This is a genomic window from Pseudomonas sp. DSP3-2-3 (genome assembly GCF_049898225.1).
GTDB lineage: Bacteria > Pseudomonadota > Gammaproteobacteria > Pseudomonadales > Pseudomonadaceae > Aquipseudomonas.
Genome location: NZ_JAFCXH010000008.1, coordinates 128,860 through 147,285 on the forward strand (window position 1 = coordinate 128,860; position 18,426 = coordinate 147,285).

Here is an 18,426-nt window from a genome sequence, read left to right on the forward strand (position 1 = left end):
GTCCTGCCTCTTATCAATTCTTCGCGACGGCGGGTTTGTCCGTCGGAGTCGCTACCGGCTCACGCCATCCGACGGCGAGGCCGTTGGAATAGCGCAGGTCGATGCGCGCAATATTCGTGATCTGCTCTTTGAGCGTTTTTTCGTAAATGGCGATAAAGCGGCGCATTTTTTCCACCAGGTGATCGCGTCCCAGCAACAACTCGATACCGGGACCGGCACTGCCCGCGCCCGTGGTCAAAAACCAGCTGCCACGTTCACGTAATTCCAGCCTGACGATGGAGAAACCCATCGGGCGCAACATCTGACTCAAAACCTGGTACTGCTGCATCACCTGCTGTTGAGCCCGCTGCGGGCCAAACAACTGCGGAAGGTGTTCGTAATTGGCCAGCTCGCGCGGGGTAAAGGCCTGGCCCTGGTTATTGAGCAAGGCTTCATCACCCCAGCGCGCCACCGGCAGCTGTTCTTCAAGGCGGATCACTACCTGATCCGGCCAGACGCGACGCACTTCTGCGTGGGCGATCCAGGGCATCTGTTCCAGTTCGGAACGCATGCCGGCCAGATCGATGGTGAAGAAGCTCGCCGCCACGTAAGGCGCGATCCGCTGCTGCACCGCTTGCTGACTGATGTAGCTCAGGTCGCCCTGGACGTTGATCTTGGTGATCGGCCGGTCGGCATAAGGCAGCAAGCGTTGCGCTGCCTCATACGTACCAAAGCCCAGCACCACCAACATCACCGGCCAGAACAGCACCTTGAGAAAACCGAAATTCGCTTTCGGCAGACGCACCGACAGCGGTTCCTTGGCCACCATGCGACTGGCACCACGCGGCACCGGCTTGCGGCCGGGAGCTGGAGGCTGATGACGTGCCGTCGCGTTCATGGCTTAACCTCGCGCCTGGACGCTGTCAGCGAGAATCGCCAACACCAGTTGCTGGAAATCCAGACCTGCTGCGCGTGCAGCCATCGGCACCAGACTGTGATCGGTCATGCCCGGCACTGTGTTCACTTCCAGCAGCCAGAACTTGCCATTCACGTCCTGCATGACATCGGTGCGCGCCCAGCCGGCAATGCCCACGGCTTCGCAAGCACGCGCTGTCAGCTGCTTGAGCTCCTGTTCCTTGCTTTCTTCGAGACCGCACGGGATCCGATACTGCGTATCGTCCGCGATGTACTTGGCATCGTAATCATAGAAAGTGTGCGGCGTGCCCAGACCAATCGGCGGTAAAACCTGGCCACGCAGCGTAGCGATGGTGAACTCCGGACCTTGAATCCATTGCTCGACCAAAACTTGCGAATCGTAGGTGCTGGCGGATTTCCATGCGGCGATCAATTCGTCGACGCTGGTCACCTTGGCCATACCGATACTGGAACCTTCATGAGCCGGTTTGACGATCAAAGGCAGGCCCAGTTCCGTGACGGCCGAAATACAATCCGCTTCGCTGCCAAGTACCGCATGCAGCGGCGTCGGCAGGCCCAGGCTCTGCCAGACTTGCTTGGTACGCAGCTTGTCCATCGCCAGTGCCGAAGCCAGTACACCGCTGCCGGTGTAAGGGATTTCCAGACACTCCAGCAGACCTTGCATGGTGCCGTCTTCGCCGCCCCGGCCATGCAGGACAATGAAAGCGCGATCGATTTTCTCGCTGACCAGACGCTGCAGGAAATCGTCGCCGACATCGATACCGAACGCATCGACGCCAGCGTTTTGCAGGGCATGCAGCACTGCCTGACCGGACTTCAGCGAAACCTCACGCTCAGCGCTCTTGCCACCGAACAGCACGGCGACGCGGCCGAAGGCTTGCGGCTCCAGCGTGCTGAAGAGTGACGCTTGCGTCAGGGCAGTCATTTCAACTTCCCTTCAGTGGACGCAACGACAGCGCCGACGAACAGCGGGCTGCGCAGCAATTGCGGAGCAAGGCCGCCAATGTCACCGGCGCCCTGGCAGAGCAGGATATCGCCCGGACGCAGCAGCGGTTTGACCAGTGGCGCCAGTTCAACGCCACGCTCGATGTAGATCGGGTCCAGCTGGCCGCGTTGACGAATGCTGTGGCACAGGTTGCGGCTGTCCGCACCCGGGATCGGCTCTTCGCCGGCCGGATAGACTTCCATCAGCAACAGCACGTTGGCCTCGGTGAGCACCTGGACGAAATCGTCGTACAGGTCGCGGGTGCGGCTGAAACGATGCGGCTGGTAAACCATGACCAGACGACGATCCGGCCAGCCGCCGCGTACGGCATTGATCACTGCGGCAACTTCGCGCGGATGGTGGCCGTAGTCATCGACCAGCATGACGTTGCCGCCCTCGACTGGCAGTTCGCCGTACACCTGGAAGCGGCGACCCACGCCCTGGAATCCCGACAGGCCCTGAACGATGGCCTCGTCGCTGACGCCTTCGTCGGTGGCGATGGCAATGGTTGCCAGCGAGTTGAGCACGTTGTGATTGCCCGGCATGTTGACCGAAACATCCAGCGGCTCGTGATCGCGACGCAGCACGGTGAAGAACGTCAGCATGCCGTCCTGGCGCACATTGATGGCGCGTACGTCGGCGGTTTCGCTGAAGCCGTAAGTCAGGGTCGGACGTTTGACCAGCGGCAGGATTTCCCGCACCACCGGATCATCGATGCACACCACCGCCAGACCGTAGAACGGCAGGTTGTGCAGGAACTCGACGAAGGTCTTCTTCAGTTTGTTGAAGTCACCTTCGTAGGTCGCCATGTGATCGGCGTCGATGTTGGTGACCACGGCAACCAGCGGCTGCAGATGCAGGAAGCTGGCATCGCTTTCGTCGGCTTCGGCGATCAGGTAACGGCTGGTGCCCAGCTGCGCGTTGGTACCGGCAGCGTTCAACCGGCCACCGATCACGAAGGTCGGGTCCAGGCCACCGGCCGCGAACACCGAGGCGATCAGACTAGTGGTAGTGGTCTTGCCGTGAGTACCGGCTACCGCGATGCCGTGGCGATAACGCATCAGCTCGGCGAGCATCTCGGCGCGTGGCACCACAGGAATGCGGCGCTCAAGAGCAGTCGCCACTTCCGGGTTGGAGGTGTTGACGGCACTGGATACCACCAGCACGTCAGCGCCCACGGTGTTTTCGGCACGGTGGCCAATAAAGATATGCGCGCCGAACGATTCAAGACGTTCGGTAACCGGGGACGATTTGAGGTCGGAACCGGAGACGTCATAACCCAGGTTCAGCAACACCTCAGCGATACCGCACATGCCCACGCCGCCGATGCCGACGAAGTGGATGCGACGGATACGGCGCATTTCCGGTTGTGGCATCGCGCGTTGATTTTCAACCATGAGCCACCTCCAGGCAGATATCGACCACGGTATTGGTTGCGTCAGGCTTGGCCAGTCGGCGAGCGGTACGAGCCATGTTGTTCAGTTGTTCGGGTTGCATCAGAACCTCTTTCAGGCGCGCCGCCATCTCGGCTACACCAGTTGTCGCTTGTGGCATCACGAAGGCAGCGCCTTCGAGGGCCAAATAGTCGGCGTTACGGGACTGGTGGTCGTCGATCGCATGGGGCAACGGCACCAGCAGCGACGGCAGTCCGGCCGCCGCCAGTTCACTGATGGTCAGCGCGCCTGCGCGACAGACCACCAGGTCGGCCCAGCTATACGCTTGAGCCATGTCCTGAATGAAAGGCGCCACTTGCGCCTCGACACCGGCAGTGCGATAGCGCTCTGCGGTGATTTCATCGTGATTCTTGCCGGCCTGATGAAACACCTCGGGCCGCACATCCGCAGGCACTTGCGACAGCGCCTCGGGCAACAATTTGTTCAGCGGCTCGGCACCCAGGCTGCCACCCAGCACCAACAGACGCGCCCGGCGTCCGGCCAAGGCCTGACGCGGGGTTTCCAGGAACAGCTCGACGCGCACCGGATTGCCGGTAGTGCGGCGCTTGCTGGACGCGGGAAACGTATTCGGAAAGGCCTCGCACAAACGGCTGGCAAACGACGCCAGACTGCGATTGGCGGTACCGGCCACGGCGTTCTGCTCGTGAACGATCAACGGCACTTTGGCCAGCGCTGCCGCCAGACCACCGGGACCTGTGACATATCCGCCGAAACCGACCACGCACACCGGCTTGAGCTGACGCACGATCTTGCGCGCCTGCAGCAAGGCCTTGATCAGCATCAACGGCGCCTTGAGCAAGGACAAACGGCCTTTGCCGCGCAGACCGGTCACGTTGATCAGGTGCAGGGCGAAACCCGCCTGCGGCACCAGTTCGTTTTCGATGCCACGGGGCGTGCCGAGCCAGTGCACTTTGTAACCGCGCGCCTGAAACTCGCGGGCGCAAGCCAGCGCCGGGAATACATGTCCGCCGGTGCCGCCGGCCATGATCAGCACGTTAGCGTCCATGGGGCGGCTCCTCGGCGAAGTCGCTTTCGTTGAACTCGGCTTCTTCACTGCCCATGTTGTTGCGCGATTCCCACTCGATGCGCAGCAACAAGCCCAGGCTTGCGCAGCAGATCACCAGCGAGCTGCCGCCGTAGCTGAGGAAGGGCAAAGTCAGGCCTTTGGTTGGCAGCAGGCCGACGTTCACACCGATGTTGATCAGGATCTGACCGATCCACAGGAAGGCCAGACCGTAAGCCACGTAGGCACCAAAGAACTGCTTGGCGCGTTCGGCCCACATGCCGATGTACATCGCGCGAATGCTGACGAACAGGAACAGGCCGACAGTCAGCAACGAGCCGACCACGCCCAACTCTTCGGCAAGCACGGAAAATACGAAGTCGGTATGCGCTTCCGGCAGATAAAACTGCTTCTGCACGCTGTTGCCCAACCCCACTCCCAGCCACTCACCTCGCCCAAACGCAATCAGCGCCTGGGTCAACTGGTAGCCGGAGCCGAACTGATCGGACCACGGGTCGGTAAAGGTAATCAGACGCGCCATGCGATACGGCTGCGCCTGGACGAGTACGAACACCGCACCCACCGCCAGCGCCACCATCAGGCTGAAACGGAACAGCCCGACGCCGCCGAGAAACAACATCGCCGCCGCAGCGCCCATCATCACAACGGTGGCGCCGAAGTCGGGCTCCATCAGCAACAGGCCAGCCATTGGCAGCAAAACGATGAAAGGCTTGAAGAAGCCCATCCAGCTTTCACGCACTTCGGTCTGGCGACGAATCAGATAGCCCGCGAGGAAGATCACCACGAACAGCTTGGCGATTTCCGACGGCTGCACGTTGAACGCGCCGAAGCCGATCCAGCGCATCGAACCGTTCACCTCGCGCCCGACCCCGGGAATCAGCACCATCACCAGCAAGCCGAACGCGCCAAGCAGCATCAGCCAGCCCAGACGTTGCCAGGTGGCGACCGGAATCATCATGGTCACGCCGCAGGCACCGATGCCGATGATCATGTAGATCAAGTGGCGGGTCATCATGTAAAGAGTGTTGCCCGACTGCACCGCAGCCACTTCAGACGAAGCGGAAGTGATCATCACCAGACCGAGGCCCAGCAACGCCAGGCAACCGGCCAGCATCGGGAAGTCGACATCGATGCCACGGCCACTGATCAGTGGCGACGGATACGGCTTGATTACGCCAAAGATCATGACAAGTCCCTCACGGCTTGCGCGAACAGCTGACCGCGCTCTTCGTAATTTTTGAACATGTCAAAACTGGCGCAGGCTGGCGACAGCAACACGGCATCGCCGGGCTGCGCGGTTTCTGCGCAGCGCTGCACGGCTTCATCCAGCGACGGGGCACGAATCAGCAGCACGCTGTCGCCCAGCACTTGCGCGATCAGCTCGGCATCACGACCCAGCAGAACAACAGCGCGGCAATGGGCAGCTATCGGTGCAGCAAGACCACTGAAATCAGCGCCTTTACCATCGCCACCGGCGATCAGCACCAGCTTGCCGCTGATATCCGCGCCCAGGCCTTCGATTGCCGCCAGTGCGGCACCGACGTTGGTCGCCTTGGAATCATCGTAATAATTGACGCCTTCACGCTCGCGAACCCACTGGCAGCGATGTTCCAGACCGCCGAAGCTGCGCAAGCTGGCGAGCATCGCGGCCATCGGCAAACCGACCGCATGCCCCAACGCCAATGCCGCCAGGGCATTGGACTGGTTGTGAGCTCCACGAATCTTCAGTTCGCGCACCGGCATCAGACACTCGAACTGGAACGCGAGGAATTTCTCGCCATTCTCTTCGCGCAGACCGAAGCCATGGAAATCGGGGGTATTCAAACCGAAGGTCCAGCATGGCAAACCTTCGCCGATCAACGGACGGGTCAACACGTCCTGGCGATTGACCACCACTTGCCGAGCGCCACGGAATACCCGGTGCTTGGCAAGGTGATAAGCCGGCAGGCCGCTGTAGCGGTCCATGTGGTCTTCGCTGATGTTCAACACGGTTGCCACTTCTGCGCCGAGCTGATCAGTGGTTTCCAGCTGGAAGCTCGACAGCTCGAGGACATACAACTCGACATCGTCGCGAAGCAGATCCAGCGCTGGTGTACCGAGATTGCCGCCGACGGCGACACGCTTGCCTGCCGCCACAGCCATCTCGCCCACCAGGGTGGTGACGGTGCTTTTCGCGTTGGAACCGGTGATCGCGATGATCGGTGCTTTCGCGTGACGCGCGAACAGCTCGATATCGCCAGACAGTTTCACGCCACGGGCAGCAGCTAGCTGCAACGCAGGAGTCGCCAAGGCCAGGCCGGGGCTCACGTAGAGCTCGTCGGCACGGCAGAGAAATTCCACGTCCAGCTCGCCACAGCGCACTTCGACCTGAGGATAGTCCCGACGCAAGGTCGCCAGTTCCGGCGGATTCTCCCGCGTGTCAGCCACGGCAAACGACACGCCCCGGTTCGCGAGGAAGCGAACCAGGGACATGCCGCTCTTGCCGAGGCCGACAATGATGCGGAAGTGGTCGGAAGCGATTAGAGACACTCGTTCTACCTCAGTTTCAGCGTGGCAAGGCCGACCAACACGAGAATCACGGTGATGATCCAGAAACGGACGATCACGCGCGGCTCGGGCCAGCCCTTGAGTTCAAAGTGGTGGTGGATCGGCGCCATGCGGAATACGCGACGACCGGTCAACTTAAAGGACGCAACCTGAATGACGACTGAAAGGGTTTCCATCACGAACACACCGCCCATGATGAACAGCACGATTTCCTGACGGACGATGACCGCGATGGTGCCCAATGCCGCGCCCAGCGCCAGCGCGCCGACGTCACCCATGAACACCTGGGCTGGATAGGTGTTGAACCACAGGAAGCCAAGCCCGGCGCCAATCAGTGCGCCGCAGAACACGATCAGCTCACCGGCGCCCGGCACGTAAGGGATCAGCAGGTATTCAGCGAACTTCACGTTACCCGACAGGTAGCAGAAGATGCCCAGCGCGCCGCCGACCAGCACAGTCGGCAGAATCGCCAGACCGTCGAGGCCATCGGTCAGGTTGACCGCGTTGCTGGAGCCGACGATGACGAAATAGGTCAGGACCACGAAACCGATGCCCAGCGCGATACTCGCGTCTTTGAACATCGGGATGATCAGCGTGGTTTCCACTGCCGATGGCGCGGTCATATAGAGGAAGATCGCCGCGCACAGACCGAACACCGATTGCCAGAAATACTTCCAGCGGCTCGGCAAGCCTTTGGAGTTTTTCTCGATGACCTTGCGGTAATCGTCGATCCAGCCAATGCCGCCAAACAGCAATGTAACGATCAGCACCACCCAGACATACCGGTTGGTCAGGTCGGCCCAGAGCAGCGTACTGATGGCGATGGACGACAGAATCAACGCGCCACCCATGGTCGGCGTGCCGGATTTGGACAGGTGCGATTGCGGGCCGTCGTTGCGCACGGACTGGCCGATCTGCCGCATCTGCAAGGTGCGGATCATCCACGGGCCCAGGCACAGGGACAGCGACAATGCCGTGAGCACGCCAAGGATCCCGCGCAAGGTCAGGTATTGAAAGACCGCGAAGCCTTTGTGGAACTGTTGCAGATACTCGGCCAGCAGCAGCAGCATTAATGTTTCTCCAGGCTAGAACCGCACAGCGCGGCGACGACGTTTTCCATCGCCGCGCTACGCGAGCCTTTGATCAAGATAGTGGTTTGATTGTCCTGCTCGGCGCCCAGCGCAGCGATCAGGTCGGTCTGATTGGCAAAATGGCGCGCATGCTCGCCGAACGCGTTGACGGCGTGAACCATCAACGGACCAACGGCATAAAGTGCTGACACTTTGCCTGCAGCGTAAGCGCCGACATCGCGATGGCCTTGTTCGGCCCAATCGCCCAGCTCACCGATATCGCCGAGCACCAGCACGGTACGGCCGGTAAAACCGGTGAGGATGTCTACGGCGGCGTTCACTGACGTCGGGTTGGCGTTATAGCTGTCATCAATGACCCGCACGCCATTTGGAGCAATTTGCGATACGGTTCGACCTTTGACGGGCTGCACGGTATTGAGACCGATGACGATCCCGTCCAGCGTGACGCCAAGGGCATGCGCCGCAGCAGCCGCAGCCAAAGCGTTACCGACGTTGTGCACGCCGAGCAGATTGAGCTGCACCCGCGCCGAACCCAATGGGCTTTGCAGGGTGAAACCCGGACAGCCGCGCGCATCCAGCTTGAGGTCTTGCGCATGGAAGTCGGCCGTTGCGTCAGCGACAGCAAAGCTGATTACCTGCCGATCTGCGGCACGGGCGCTCCAGATCTGGAACGCTTTATCTTCTTTATTCAGCACGGCGATGCCGAAGTTATCGAGCCCTTCGAGAATCTCGCCCTTGGCCTCGACAATCTTGTCCGGCCCGCCGAACTCGCCGACATGAGCGGTGCCTGCGTTGGTGATCAGTGCGACGTGCGGCTTGGTCAGGCTGACGGTGAACGCGATTTCGCCCAGACGCGATGCGCCCAGTTCGATGACGGCAGCCGTGTATTGCGGGGCCAGTTCAAGCAGGGTCAGCGGCACGCCCAGTTCGTTATTCAGATTGCCACGCGTCGCCAGTACTGGCCCACGGGTGCGCAGGATGCTGGCGAGCATTTCCTTGACGGTGGTCTTGCCGCTGGAACCGGTAATCGCCGCCACCGGCTTGTCGACAAACGCGTTGCGGTTCATGGCACCCAGTTGCGCCAGTGCCCTGCGAGTATCCAGCACCACCAGTTGCGGCAAGGTCGAACCGGCAACTTCACGCTCGACCAAGGCGCCAACGGCACCTTTGGCGGCGACTTGATCCAGATAATCGTGACCGTCGAAGCGCGGACCGGTCAAAGCCACGAACAGCTGACCCGGCACAATCGCGCGGCTGTCGATGCTGACGCCGTCGAACGTGCAATCCTCACCAACCTGACGGGCGTCGAGGGCTGCGATCACTTCAGTAAATGAAAGCGGCTTAAGCATGTGCGACCTCCCAGGCAGCCAGCGCTTTGGCGGCTTCTTCCAGGTCGGAGAAGGCCAGGCGCTGGCCGTGGATTTCCTGATAGTCCTCGTGACCTTTGCCAGCCAGCACAATCACATCGTCGGCTTTGGCGCTGGCGATGATTTCGCTGATCGCCGGGCCGCGACCTTCAAGGAAGCGCACGTCATCGGCATGGGCGAAACCCGCGCGGATGTCGGCGAAAATCTGACTTGGCGCTTCGCTGCGTGGATTGTCATCGGTGACCAGCACGCTATCGGCCAGACGCTCGACCACTTCGGCCATTAATGGACGCTTGCCGCGATCACGATCACCGCCACAACCGAACAGGCACAGCAAACGGCCTTTGGCGTGCGGGCGCAGAGCAGTCAGAACTTTTTCCAGCGCGTCCGGCGTGTGGGCGTAATCGACCACCACCAACGGCTTGGCGCCGCCACCCAACCGTTGCATGCGGCCAATCGGCCCTTCGAGCTTGGGCAGTACGTTGAGGATTTCGTCCAGTGCGTAATCCAGACCCAGCAATGCGCCGACCGCAGCCAGCACGTTGCTCAGATTGAAGCGGCCCAGCAGGCTGCTGCGCAACAGATGCTCGCCTTGCGGCGTCACCAGTGTGGCGCGCACGCCGTCGTCGTCGAAACGCGCTTCCCGGCAAAACAGGTAGGCACTGGAGTCTTCGAGGCTGTAAGTAATCAGGCGTGATTCATGTTTGTCCGCCGCCAGCTTGCGCCCGAAATCGTCGTCGAGATTTAGCACACGGCAGCGCAGATCTGACCACGCAAACAGCTTGGCCTTGGCCTCGCCGTAAGCCTGCATGGTGCCGTGATAATCCAGATGATCGCGAGACAGGTTGGTCAGCACGGCAACATCAAAGGCCAGCGCCGTGGCGCGCCCCTGATCCAGACCGTGGGAAGAAACTTCCATGGCCACCGCGCGCGCGCCGGCTTTCTTCAAGTCAGTCAGCGTTGCCTGCACGGAAATCGGGTCTGGCGTGGTATGGCGACCGCTTTGCAGCGCACCATAAAAGCCAGTGCCCAGCGTGCCGACAATGCCGCAATGTTGACCGAGCAGGTCCAGCGCCTGGGCAACCAGCTGGGTAACGCTGGTCTTGCCATTGGTGCCGGTAACGCCAACCAGATTCAGACTGCGGCTCGGATCGCCATAAAAACGTCCGGCAATATCCGACAACTGCGCCGCGAGGCCTTTGACCGGAATCAGCGGCACGTCGGTGATCGGCAGAACCTTGGCGCCTTCGACTTCGTAGGCAACGGCCGCAGCACCACGCTTCAAGGCGTCGGCGATGTGATCGCGACCGTCGAACTTGCCACCCGGCACGGCGAGAAACAGATCGCCGCCACGCACATTACGGCTGTCGAGGGTCAACTCGCGAATCATCAGATCGCGGTCGGCATGGGCGAAAATCTTGTTCAGGCTGGAAGACATCAACCACGCCCTCCTTTTACGGCTGGCGCTGCATTGACTTGCTCTGGCGGCGTTGCAACGAGGTTATCGGGGGTGACGTTCATCAGGCGCAATGTGCCGGACATCACTTTGCTGAATACCGGCGCGGAAACCAGACCACCGTAATAACCGCCCTTGCTCGGCTCATCGATGACCACAACGATGGCGTAACGCGGATTGCTCATCGGTCCGAAACCGGCGAACAGCGAACGGTAGGAGTTTTCGGCATAACCCTTGGTGCCCACCGACGTCTTACGTGCTGTACCGCTCTTGCCTGCAACGTGATAGGACGGCACACGAGCGCGATACACGCCACGCGGGTCCTCAATCACTTGTTGCAACATGCCCTGCAAGGTTTTTGCGGTAGCTTCGGGAATCGCCTGAACCGACGTCGGCGCCGCGTCGCTTTTCAGAATGGTCAGCGGCACGATGCGGCCATTGTTGGCCAGTGCGGCGTAGGCGTGAACCAGCTGCAACGCGGTCACCGACAGGCCGTAACCGTAGGACAAGGTCGCCGTCTCGGCTTTGCGCCATTCGCGATAGTTAGGCAGGTTGCCGACACGCTCGCCCGGGAAACCAAGGCCGGTGTATTGGCCGAGGCCAACGCGCTGCATGGCGCGGAAAATAGCTTCGCCGCCCACGTCGAACGCCACTTTACTCATGCCGACGTTACTGGAGTTGATCAGGATGCCGGTCAGGTCGAGGATCGGGCCTTCGGTCTTGGTCACGTCACGAATGGTGTATTTGCCGATCTGCAAAGTGCCGGGATAAACCTCGACCTTGTCGGTTGGCTTCCAGCGGCCGCTGTCGAGCGCGGCGGTCATGGAGATCGGCTTCATGGTCGAGCCCGGCTCGAACACGTCGATGATTGCCCGGTTACGCATGGCGGCGGGCACCATGGTGCGACGGTTGTTCGGGTTGTAGGTCGGCGAGTTGACCATGGCCAGCACTTCGCCGGTCTTCACGTCCATGATCACCATGCTGCCGGCCTTCGCTTCGTTCTCGACGATAGCGTTGCGCAGCTCGCGGGTTGCCAGGTATTGCAGGCGCAGATCAATAGACAAAGCCAAGGTCTTCCCGGCCTTGGCGTTTTTGGTGACCTGGACATCCTTGATCAGTCGTCCGCGCCGATCCTTGATGACCTGCCGCTTGCCGGGCACGCCGGCAAGCCAGTCGTCATATGCCAGCTCGACACCTTCGCGACCATGGTCGTCGAGATCGGTGAAGCCCACCATGTGCGCAGTCACGTCGCCCGCCGGATAAAACCGGCGGAATTCTTCGATGCCGTATACGCCGGGGACTTTCAGATCCAGCACTGACTGGCCCTGCTCCGGGGTCAGGCCACGAACCAGATAGATGAATTCTTTGGAAGCCTGAGAATCAAGACGCTCGGTCAGTGCCTTGGCGTCCTGGCCCAGCGCGGCAGCCAGAGCTGGCCATTTGGCCTTGTCCAGCGCCATTTCCTTGGGGTTGGCCCACAGGGTGGTAACCGGCGTGCTGACGGCCAGAGGCTCGCCGTTACGGTCGGTAATCAGGCCACGGTGCGCAGGAATCGGGATATGACGAACACTGCGTGCATCGCCCTGTTCCTTGAGGAACGTGTGATCCACGACTTGCAGGTCGACGATGCGCCAGCAAATGGCGAGCACCAGAATGACGAGCAGACCCACAACCACGCGGAAACGCCACGGATACAGAGCCCCCTCCAGCTTCATCATGGCGCCACCATTCGAACTTCGGCGGCACTCGGGATGCGCATTTTCAGCTGTTCTGAAGCCAGGGTTTCAATACGGCTATGGGCTGTCCAGGTGCTTTGTTCAAGGATAAGACGACCCCATTCAGCCTGCGCCTTGTCGCGCACGCTGAGTTCGGAATAGAGGGAATTGAGCAACTGGCGGTTCCAGTGGGCGCTGTACGACACGCCAATCGCCGAAACCAGGACGGCGATGAACAGCAGCAGCATGATGAAACTGCCGCCTGGGAGAGGCTTGAGGAACAGCCGGCTCACTTGAGCTTCTCCGCTACACGCATGACAGCGCTACGGGAGCGCGGATTGGCCTTGGTTTCGACATCGGAGGCGAACTGCGCCTTGCCGTGAATCTTTATTTTCGGATCGAACGCCTTGAACTGGATCGGCAGGTCACGCGGCATGGTGTCGGCTTCGCCTTTGGCGAGCTTGCGCATGAACAGCTTGACGATGCGGTCTTCCAGGGAGTGGAAGCTGATCACCACCAGACGTCCGCCGATTTCCAGCACGTCCAGCGCGGCTTCGAGACCGGCTTCAAGATCGCCCAGTTCGTTGTTCACATGGATGCGCAAGCCTTGAAAGGCGCGCGTCGCAGGATTCTTGCCCTTCTCCCAGGCCGGATTGGCGACCTTGAGCACTTCAGCCAGATCGGCTGTGCGCTCGAAAGGTTGCACCTCACGACGCGCAACCACCGCAGCCGCCATGCGCTTGGAAAAACGCTCTTCGCCGTATTCCTTGAAGACACGGGCGATTTCTTCGACCGGCGCGGTGGCGATGAACTCGGCAGCACTGACGCCGCGAGTCGGGTCCATGCGCATGTCCAGCGGACCGTCGTTCATGAAACTGAAGCCGCGCTCAGGATCGTCCAACTGCGGCGAGGACACGCCCAGGTCGAGCAGGACGCCGCTGACTTTGCCCGCAATCCCGCGGCTTTGAGCCTCGGAACCCAGTTCGGCAAAGCTGCGTTGCACAATAACAAAGCGGCCGTCTTCGGCCGCTAGCGATTGCCCGGTGGCAATTGCCTGGGGATCTTTGTCGAATCCTAGCAATCGGCCATCAGGCCCCAGCTTCTGCAATATGAGGCGACTGTGTCCGCCACGCCCGAAGGTTCCGTCCAGATAGCAGCCATCCGCGCGCACCGCGAGAGCCTCGACGGCTTCTTCGAGCAGTACGGTGATGTGGGTAAAGCCGCTAGTAATAGTCACAGGATCAAGTCACGTAATTCATCAGGCATCGCGCCAGGTTTTTGAATGGCCGCCAGATCCGCATCAGCAAGAGCGTTCCAGGCGTCCTCGTCCCACAATTGAAACTTATTGAGCTGGCCAACTAACATCACGCGCTTATCCAACTTGGCATATTCGCGAAGACGCGGTGGCACCAGAAAACGCCCACTGCCATCAAGTTCCAGATCGACAGCGTTACCGATCAAAAGCCTTTGAAGACGCCGGTTTTCCTCGCGAAACGTCGCGAGATCTCGCAACTTGGCTTCAATCAGTTCCCATTCAGAAAGCGGGTAAAGACATAAGCAAGGGTCAACAGCGTCAATGGTTACGATCAATTGCCCGGCGCTACGCGAATCCAACTCGTCACGGTACCGACTCGGCATAGCGAGACGGCCTTTTGCATCGAGATTGATTGCGTTGGCACCACGAAACACAGGCGCATTCTCCAAATACTAACTTTTTGCGCTGAAAAAACCCACTTCATGCCACTTTCTGCCACTTGTGCACACTATAGGAACGCGCCCACCACACCGTCAAGGCACGGTCCTAAGGAAAACCCTTACATTACTGAGATTTAGGAGTGGTTTCGGATGAGAAGCGCTAATTTTGCGAGGGTTCTTTCAGATATTTCCGACACAGCTCAAGGAGCTACGCGCAGAAGTTAATGTGTTTTATTAAGTTTAAGATTTTTTCGGTATTACGAGGGGTGTTGTGCGGCTGAAACGCACAAGGGGGGAAAAAGGTGGAGAGTCGATCTGTAAGCCGGGTTCTGTCGAGGACAGTCATTCCTCTACGACGGCCGTCACCGGACGTCTTTAGCAACCTACCCGGTTCCAGCGCGGGCCACGCCTAGGAACCCTATTTGGTCTTGCTCCGAGTGGGGTTTACCTTGCCACGAACTGTTGCCAGACGCGCGGTGCGCTCTTACCGCACCTTTTCACCCTTACCGGCACCGAAGTGCTTAGGCGGTTATTTTCTGTGGCACTTTCCGTAGGCTCGCGCCTCCCAGGTGTTACCTGGCACTCCGCCCTATGGAGCCCGGACTTTCCTCCCCCCCTTAATTGCGAACAATAAGAGGCAGCGACTGTCCAATCGACTCTCCGCCGCCAAGGTTAACGACACGGATGCCTGAGAACAAGCTTTAAAAAGTCCGAAGCTCAATCACTTAGCGCGCATTCTGGGCAAAACGACGCGTCCTACTCGCCTTTTTGCTTGTCCAGCGCCACTTGATAGAGCAGGTTTTTGCGCACACCGGTAATTTCCGCCGCCAGTGCGGCGGCCCGCTTGAGCGGCATTTCCTCTAGCAGCAGATCCAGAATCCGCCGGGCCTCAGTGCCAATCACGTCCTCGCCTTCGGGCTCGCTCCAACCGGCAACCAACACCACGCACTCGCCGCGCTGCTGATTGCTGTCGTCTTCCACGAATGCCCGCAATTGCGCCAATGGCAGGCCTTTGAGGGTTTCAAACGTTTTCGTCAGCTCACGAGCCAGCAATGCCGGACGCTCCGGCCCGAATACCAGCTCAAGATCCTGCAGGCATTCGAGAATCCGGTGCGGCGCTTCGTAGAAGATCAGTGTGCGCGGTTCTTCCTTGAGCAATTCAAGACGCGCCCGACGGCCCACCGCCTTGGCGGGCAGGAATCCTTCGAAGATAAAACGATCCGACGGCAAACCGGCTGCAGACAGCGCGGCAATCAATGCGCAGGCGCCAGGCACCGGAACCACCTTGATGCCCGCCGCTCGCGCCTGACGAACCAGGTGATAACCTGGATCGGAGATCAGCGGCGTGCCTGCATCGGAGATCAGCGCGACGTCATCGCCCGCCAGCAATCGTGCGATGAAGCGGCTGCCTTCATCGCGTTCGTTATGCTCGTGGCAGGCAGCCAGCGGCGTCGGAATGCCGAAGTGCTGCATCAGTCGCAATGAATGACGCGTATCTTCGGCAGCGATCAGCGCAACGTCGCGCAACACCTTCAACGCCCGCACGCTCATGTCATCCAGATTGCCGATAGGCGTGGCCACTACATAAAGCGAGCCAGCAGCGGAATTTGAAGCAACGTCAGCAGTCAAAGCGCAGACCTCATTTGGTTACCCGTGATGGGTGAAGAGTCGGCATTGTACAGACTACGACTCCACTGCATGGGTAGCGCGCTCATGGAAGAACCTGAAAAAGGATGGAAAATTAATGAGATGCATCGCGATTCGCTATTTCAATACCCGCACATCCGCCGCTTTGGCTGTTAAAAAGCCCGTTCGGCAATCTATATCACCGCTTTAACGCCATCGACGTCGCACCCTTGCCAGCGCTTGGGTACAATTCCCCGCTAATTTGCTCGAGTATCAGGAACATACACATGATCGCTTGCCTGCGGCTGTTCTCTGCCCTCTGCCTCGCTGCCCTGTTGGCGGCTTGTGCCAGCTCGCCTTCGTCCAGCCTTGGCGAACTTCCACGTACCCCTGATGCCAGTATCGAGCAACTGCTCGACCAGGCTGCACAGGCGAAAACTCCGGACCAGGCTGCCTTGCTGAGACTCAGCGCAGCGGATCTGGCCAGTCGGCAGAATGATCCAGGTCGCGCCGCGCAGATTCTTGCGCAAGTGCAGCTGGAACTGTTGAAGCCAGGCCAGCAGGTTTACGCCAGCACATTGGCCGCCGAACTGGCGATGGGCCGCAACCAGCCCAAAGCCGCGCTGACCGCGCTGAACCATCCTAGCCTGCAACGCCTTGGCGAGCTGTCCGTCGAGCAGCAAGTGCGCACCCACACGGTTCGGGCACGAGCACTGGAAGCTGACGGCCAGACCATGGCCGCGATCAGCGAGCGGGTCTTCGTCGGCCCGCTGCTGCAAGGCGCCGAGCTGAGCGCCAACAACGATGCCATCTGGGCATTGGTTGCCGCCCTGCCACCTGAGCAACTGCAAAGCACTGCCAACGATGACGTCGGTGGTTGGCTGAGTCTGGCGCGCGCCGTCAAAGGTGCCGGCACGCTGGAACAGCAACAAGCTGCCATCGACAGCTGGAAAGCACAGAACCCGAAACACCCGGCCGCCGTGCAATTGCCAGCGACACTGGCGCAACTGCGCGCCCTGACCAGCGAACCGCTGACCAAAATCGCTCTGCTGCTGCCTCAAGAGGGCCCGTTGGCCGCAGTTGCCAAGGCGTTGCGCGAAGGCTTCATGGCTGCGCATTACCAGGCGCAGCAAGCCGGTCAGAACCCGCCGTCGATCCAAGTCTTCGACAGTTCACGGCTGACTTCCATGGACGAGTTCTACCGCCAGGCCAAAGCCGCTGGCGTGCAACTGGTGGTCGGTCCGCTGGAAAAACCACTGGTCAAGCAACTCAATGGTCGCGAGCAATTACCGATCACTACCCTGGCGCTGAACTACAGCGACGCAGGATCTGAAGGCCCGCAGCAGCTGTTCCAGTTCGGCCTTTCCGCAGAAGACGAAGCCCGTGAAGTGGCTCGTCGTGCCTGGGCTGATGGCAAGCGCAGCGCGGTCGCCATGGTGCCCAAAGGCGAATGGGGCGACCGCGTCCTGGAAGCTTTCCGTCAGAGCTGGCAGGCCAAGGGCGGCACATTGATTGCTGCCGAACACGTTGATCAGCCGGTTGCGCTTGCCCAGCAAGTCGCCGAGCTGTTCCAGCTGCGCAATAGCGAAGGTCGCGCCAAGCGCCTGCAAAGCACGGTAGGTGCCGACGTCGCTGCCCAGCCGTCGCGTCGCCAGGACATTGATTTCATGTTCCTCGCTGCCACGCCGCAACAAGCCCAGCAGATCAAGCCAACCATGGTCTTCCAGTACGCTGGCGACGTTCCGGTCTACGCCACTTCGCACCTGTTCACCAACAGCAACGATCAGGCGCAGTACATGGACCTCAACGGCGTGCGCTTCTGTGAAACGCCTTGGTTGCTCAACGCTAATGACCCGCTGCGCCAGCAAGTGATCGCACAATGGCCGCAGGCAGCCGGCAGCCTGGGCCGCCTCTACGCCATGGGTGTCGACGCTTATCGCCTGGCGCCACGCCTGGGCCAACTCAAGACCCTGCCTGAAAGCCGCATCGACGGCCTCTCCGGCAGCCTGAGCATGAACCCGGCGCGTCGTATCGAACGTCAATTGCCTTGGGCCGAGTTCGTTGACGGCAAAATCCAGCGCCTGCCGGACACTGCCCCCTGATGCAAGGCGGCACCGGCAAACAAGCAGGGCGCGAGGCTGAGGCCAGCGCCCTGCTGTATTTACAGCAGCAGGGAATGCAGCTGATTGCACAAAACTGGTTATGTAAACGTGGCGAGCTCGATCTGGTCATGCTCGACGGAGATACAGTAGTATTCGTCGAAGTTCGCTACCGGCGCCATTCCGGCTGGGGCGGAGCGTTGCACAGTGTGGATTTTCGCAAGCAGCAAAAAGTCATTCTGGCAGCACAGCTGTTTTTGCAGGACGACACTCGCTGGGTGGATGCACCCTGCCGTTTCGACGTGGTAGCCATCGAGGGTCAACCGGGTTCCGGTGCCTCTCTGAACTGGCTTAAAAGCGCTTTCGACAGCTGAGTTGCAACGCCCACAATGACGACTCTGAAGCACGCACCACACACCCAATACCGATTTCGCTCTTCGATTTGCGGGCTG

At 60.3% G+C, this 18,426-nt stretch carries 16 protein-coding genes and 1 other RNA gene; 2 read left to right on the forward strand and 15 right to left on the reverse strand.

The window, feature by feature from the left end; all coding sequences use genetic code 11:
* Positions 1-13: 13 nt before the first annotated feature.
* The 15 genes from ACP7E4_RS11880 to rsmI all read right to left on the reverse strand — a co-directional run bounded on the left by ACP7E4_RS11880 (position 14) and on the right by rsmI (position 15,878).
* Positions 14-877 carry a cell division protein FtsQ/DivIB gene (locus ACP7E4_RS11880; protein WP_426113755.1) on the reverse strand — a complete coding sequence of 288 codons (864 nt, stop codon included), beginning with the start codon at positions 875-877 and terminating at the stop codon, positions 14-16.
* 3 nt (positions 878-880) lie between these two features.
* The gene (locus ACP7E4_RS11885) at positions 881-1,840 is read right to left on the reverse strand and encodes a D-alanine--D-alanine ligase (protein WP_426113753.1); all 960 of its coding nucleotides are present in this window, start codon (positions 1,838-1,840) and stop codon (positions 881-883) included.
* The gene (gene murC, locus ACP7E4_RS11890) at positions 1,837-3,297 is read right to left on the reverse strand and encodes a UDP-N-acetylmuramate--L-alanine ligase (protein WP_331149145.1); all 1,461 of its coding nucleotides are present in this window, start codon (positions 3,295-3,297) and stop codon (positions 1,837-1,839) included. Before murC ends, ACP7E4_RS11885 begins: the two co-directional genes overlap by 4 nt.
* Positions 3,290-4,360, reverse strand: coding sequence for an undecaprenyldiphospho-muramoylpentapeptide beta-N-acetylglucosaminyltransferase (gene murG / locus ACP7E4_RS11895; protein ID WP_331149144.1), 1,071 nt, complete (start codon positions 4,358-4,360; stop codon positions 3,290-3,292). Before murG ends, murC begins: the two co-directional genes overlap by 8 nt.
* Entirely contained in the window at positions 4,350-5,564 is a 1,215-nt protein-coding gene (gene ftsW, locus ACP7E4_RS11900) for a putative lipid II flippase FtsW (RefSeq protein WP_020292965.1), read from the reverse strand. Before ftsW ends, murG begins: the two co-directional genes overlap by 11 nt.
* Complete coding sequence (gene murD / locus ACP7E4_RS11905) at positions 5,561-6,907, reverse strand: UDP-N-acetylmuramoyl-L-alanine--D-glutamate ligase (RefSeq protein ID WP_426113750.1); 1,347 nt, start codon at positions 6,905-6,907, stop codon at positions 5,561-5,563. Before murD ends, ftsW begins: the two co-directional genes overlap by 4 nt.
* A 5-nt stretch (positions 6,908-6,912) precedes the next feature.
* Complete coding sequence (gene mraY / locus ACP7E4_RS11910; protein WP_426113748.1) at positions 6,913-7,995, reverse strand: phospho-N-acetylmuramoyl-pentapeptide-transferase; 1,083 nt, start codon at positions 7,993-7,995, stop codon at positions 6,913-6,915.
* Positions 7,995-9,365 carry a UDP-N-acetylmuramoyl-tripeptide--D-alanyl-D-alanine ligase gene (locus ACP7E4_RS11915; RefSeq protein ID WP_426113746.1) on the reverse strand — a complete coding sequence of 457 codons (1,371 nt, stop codon included), beginning with the start codon at positions 9,363-9,365 and terminating at the stop codon, positions 7,995-7,997. The genes mraY and ACP7E4_RS11915 overlap by 1 nt, the downstream gene beginning before the upstream one ends.
* Positions 9,358-10,821, reverse strand: coding sequence for a UDP-N-acetylmuramoyl-L-alanyl-D-glutamate--2,6-diaminopimelate ligase (locus ACP7E4_RS11920; protein ID WP_426113744.1), 1,464 nt, complete (start codon positions 10,819-10,821; stop codon positions 9,358-9,360). The genes ACP7E4_RS11915 and ACP7E4_RS11920 overlap by 8 nt, the downstream gene beginning before the upstream one ends.
* Positions 10,821-12,554, reverse strand: coding sequence for a peptidoglycan D,D-transpeptidase FtsI family protein (locus tag ACP7E4_RS11925; protein ID WP_426113947.1), 1,734 nt, complete (start codon positions 12,552-12,554; stop codon positions 10,821-10,823). The genes ACP7E4_RS11920 and ACP7E4_RS11925 overlap by 1 nt, the downstream gene beginning before the upstream one ends.
* Positions 12,554-12,847, reverse strand: coding sequence for a cell division protein FtsL (ftsL, locus tag ACP7E4_RS11930; protein WP_426113742.1), 294 nt, complete (start codon positions 12,845-12,847; stop codon positions 12,554-12,556). Before ftsL ends, ACP7E4_RS11925 begins: the two co-directional genes overlap by 1 nt.
* Positions 12,844-13,791: a 16S rRNA (cytosine(1402)-N(4))-methyltransferase RsmH gene (rsmH, locus tag ACP7E4_RS11935; protein ID WP_426113740.1), complete on the reverse strand. Its 948-nt coding sequence runs from the start codon at positions 13,789-13,791 to the stop codon at positions 12,844-12,846. Before rsmH ends, ftsL begins: the two co-directional genes overlap by 4 nt.
* Positions 13,788-14,243: a division/cell wall cluster transcriptional repressor MraZ gene (gene mraZ / locus ACP7E4_RS11940; RefSeq protein ID WP_003406034.1), complete on the reverse strand. Its 456-nt coding sequence runs from the start codon at positions 14,241-14,243 to the stop codon at positions 13,788-13,790. Before mraZ ends, rsmH begins: the two co-directional genes overlap by 4 nt.
* A gap of 308 nt (positions 14,244-14,551) precedes the next feature.
* Positions 14,552-14,909: RNase P RNA component class A (rnpB, locus tag ACP7E4_RS11945), an RNA gene on the reverse strand.
* A 96-nt stretch (positions 14,910-15,005) separates the two neighbouring features.
* The gene (gene rsmI / locus ACP7E4_RS11950; protein ID WP_426113737.1) at positions 15,006-15,878 is read right to left on the reverse strand and encodes a 16S rRNA (cytidine(1402)-2'-O)-methyltransferase; all 873 of its coding nucleotides are present in this window, start codon (positions 15,876-15,878) and stop codon (positions 15,006-15,008) included.
* 284 nt (positions 15,879-16,162) lie between these two features.
* Between rsmI and ACP7E4_RS11955 the strand changes: the two genes are divergently transcribed.
* Together ACP7E4_RS11955 and ACP7E4_RS11960 are read left to right on the forward strand one after the other, a co-directional pair.
* The gene (locus tag ACP7E4_RS11955; RefSeq protein WP_426113735.1) at positions 16,163-17,977 is read left to right on the forward strand and encodes a penicillin-binding protein activator; all 1,815 of its coding nucleotides are present in this window, start codon (positions 16,163-16,165) and stop codon (positions 17,975-17,977) included.
* Positions 17,977-18,348 carry a YraN family protein gene (locus tag ACP7E4_RS11960; RefSeq protein ID WP_426113734.1) on the forward strand — a complete coding sequence of 124 codons (372 nt, stop codon included), beginning with the start codon at positions 17,977-17,979 and terminating at the stop codon, positions 18,346-18,348. The genes ACP7E4_RS11955 and ACP7E4_RS11960 overlap by 1 nt, the downstream gene beginning before the upstream one ends.
* Positions 18,349-18,426: the final 78 nt, after the last annotated feature.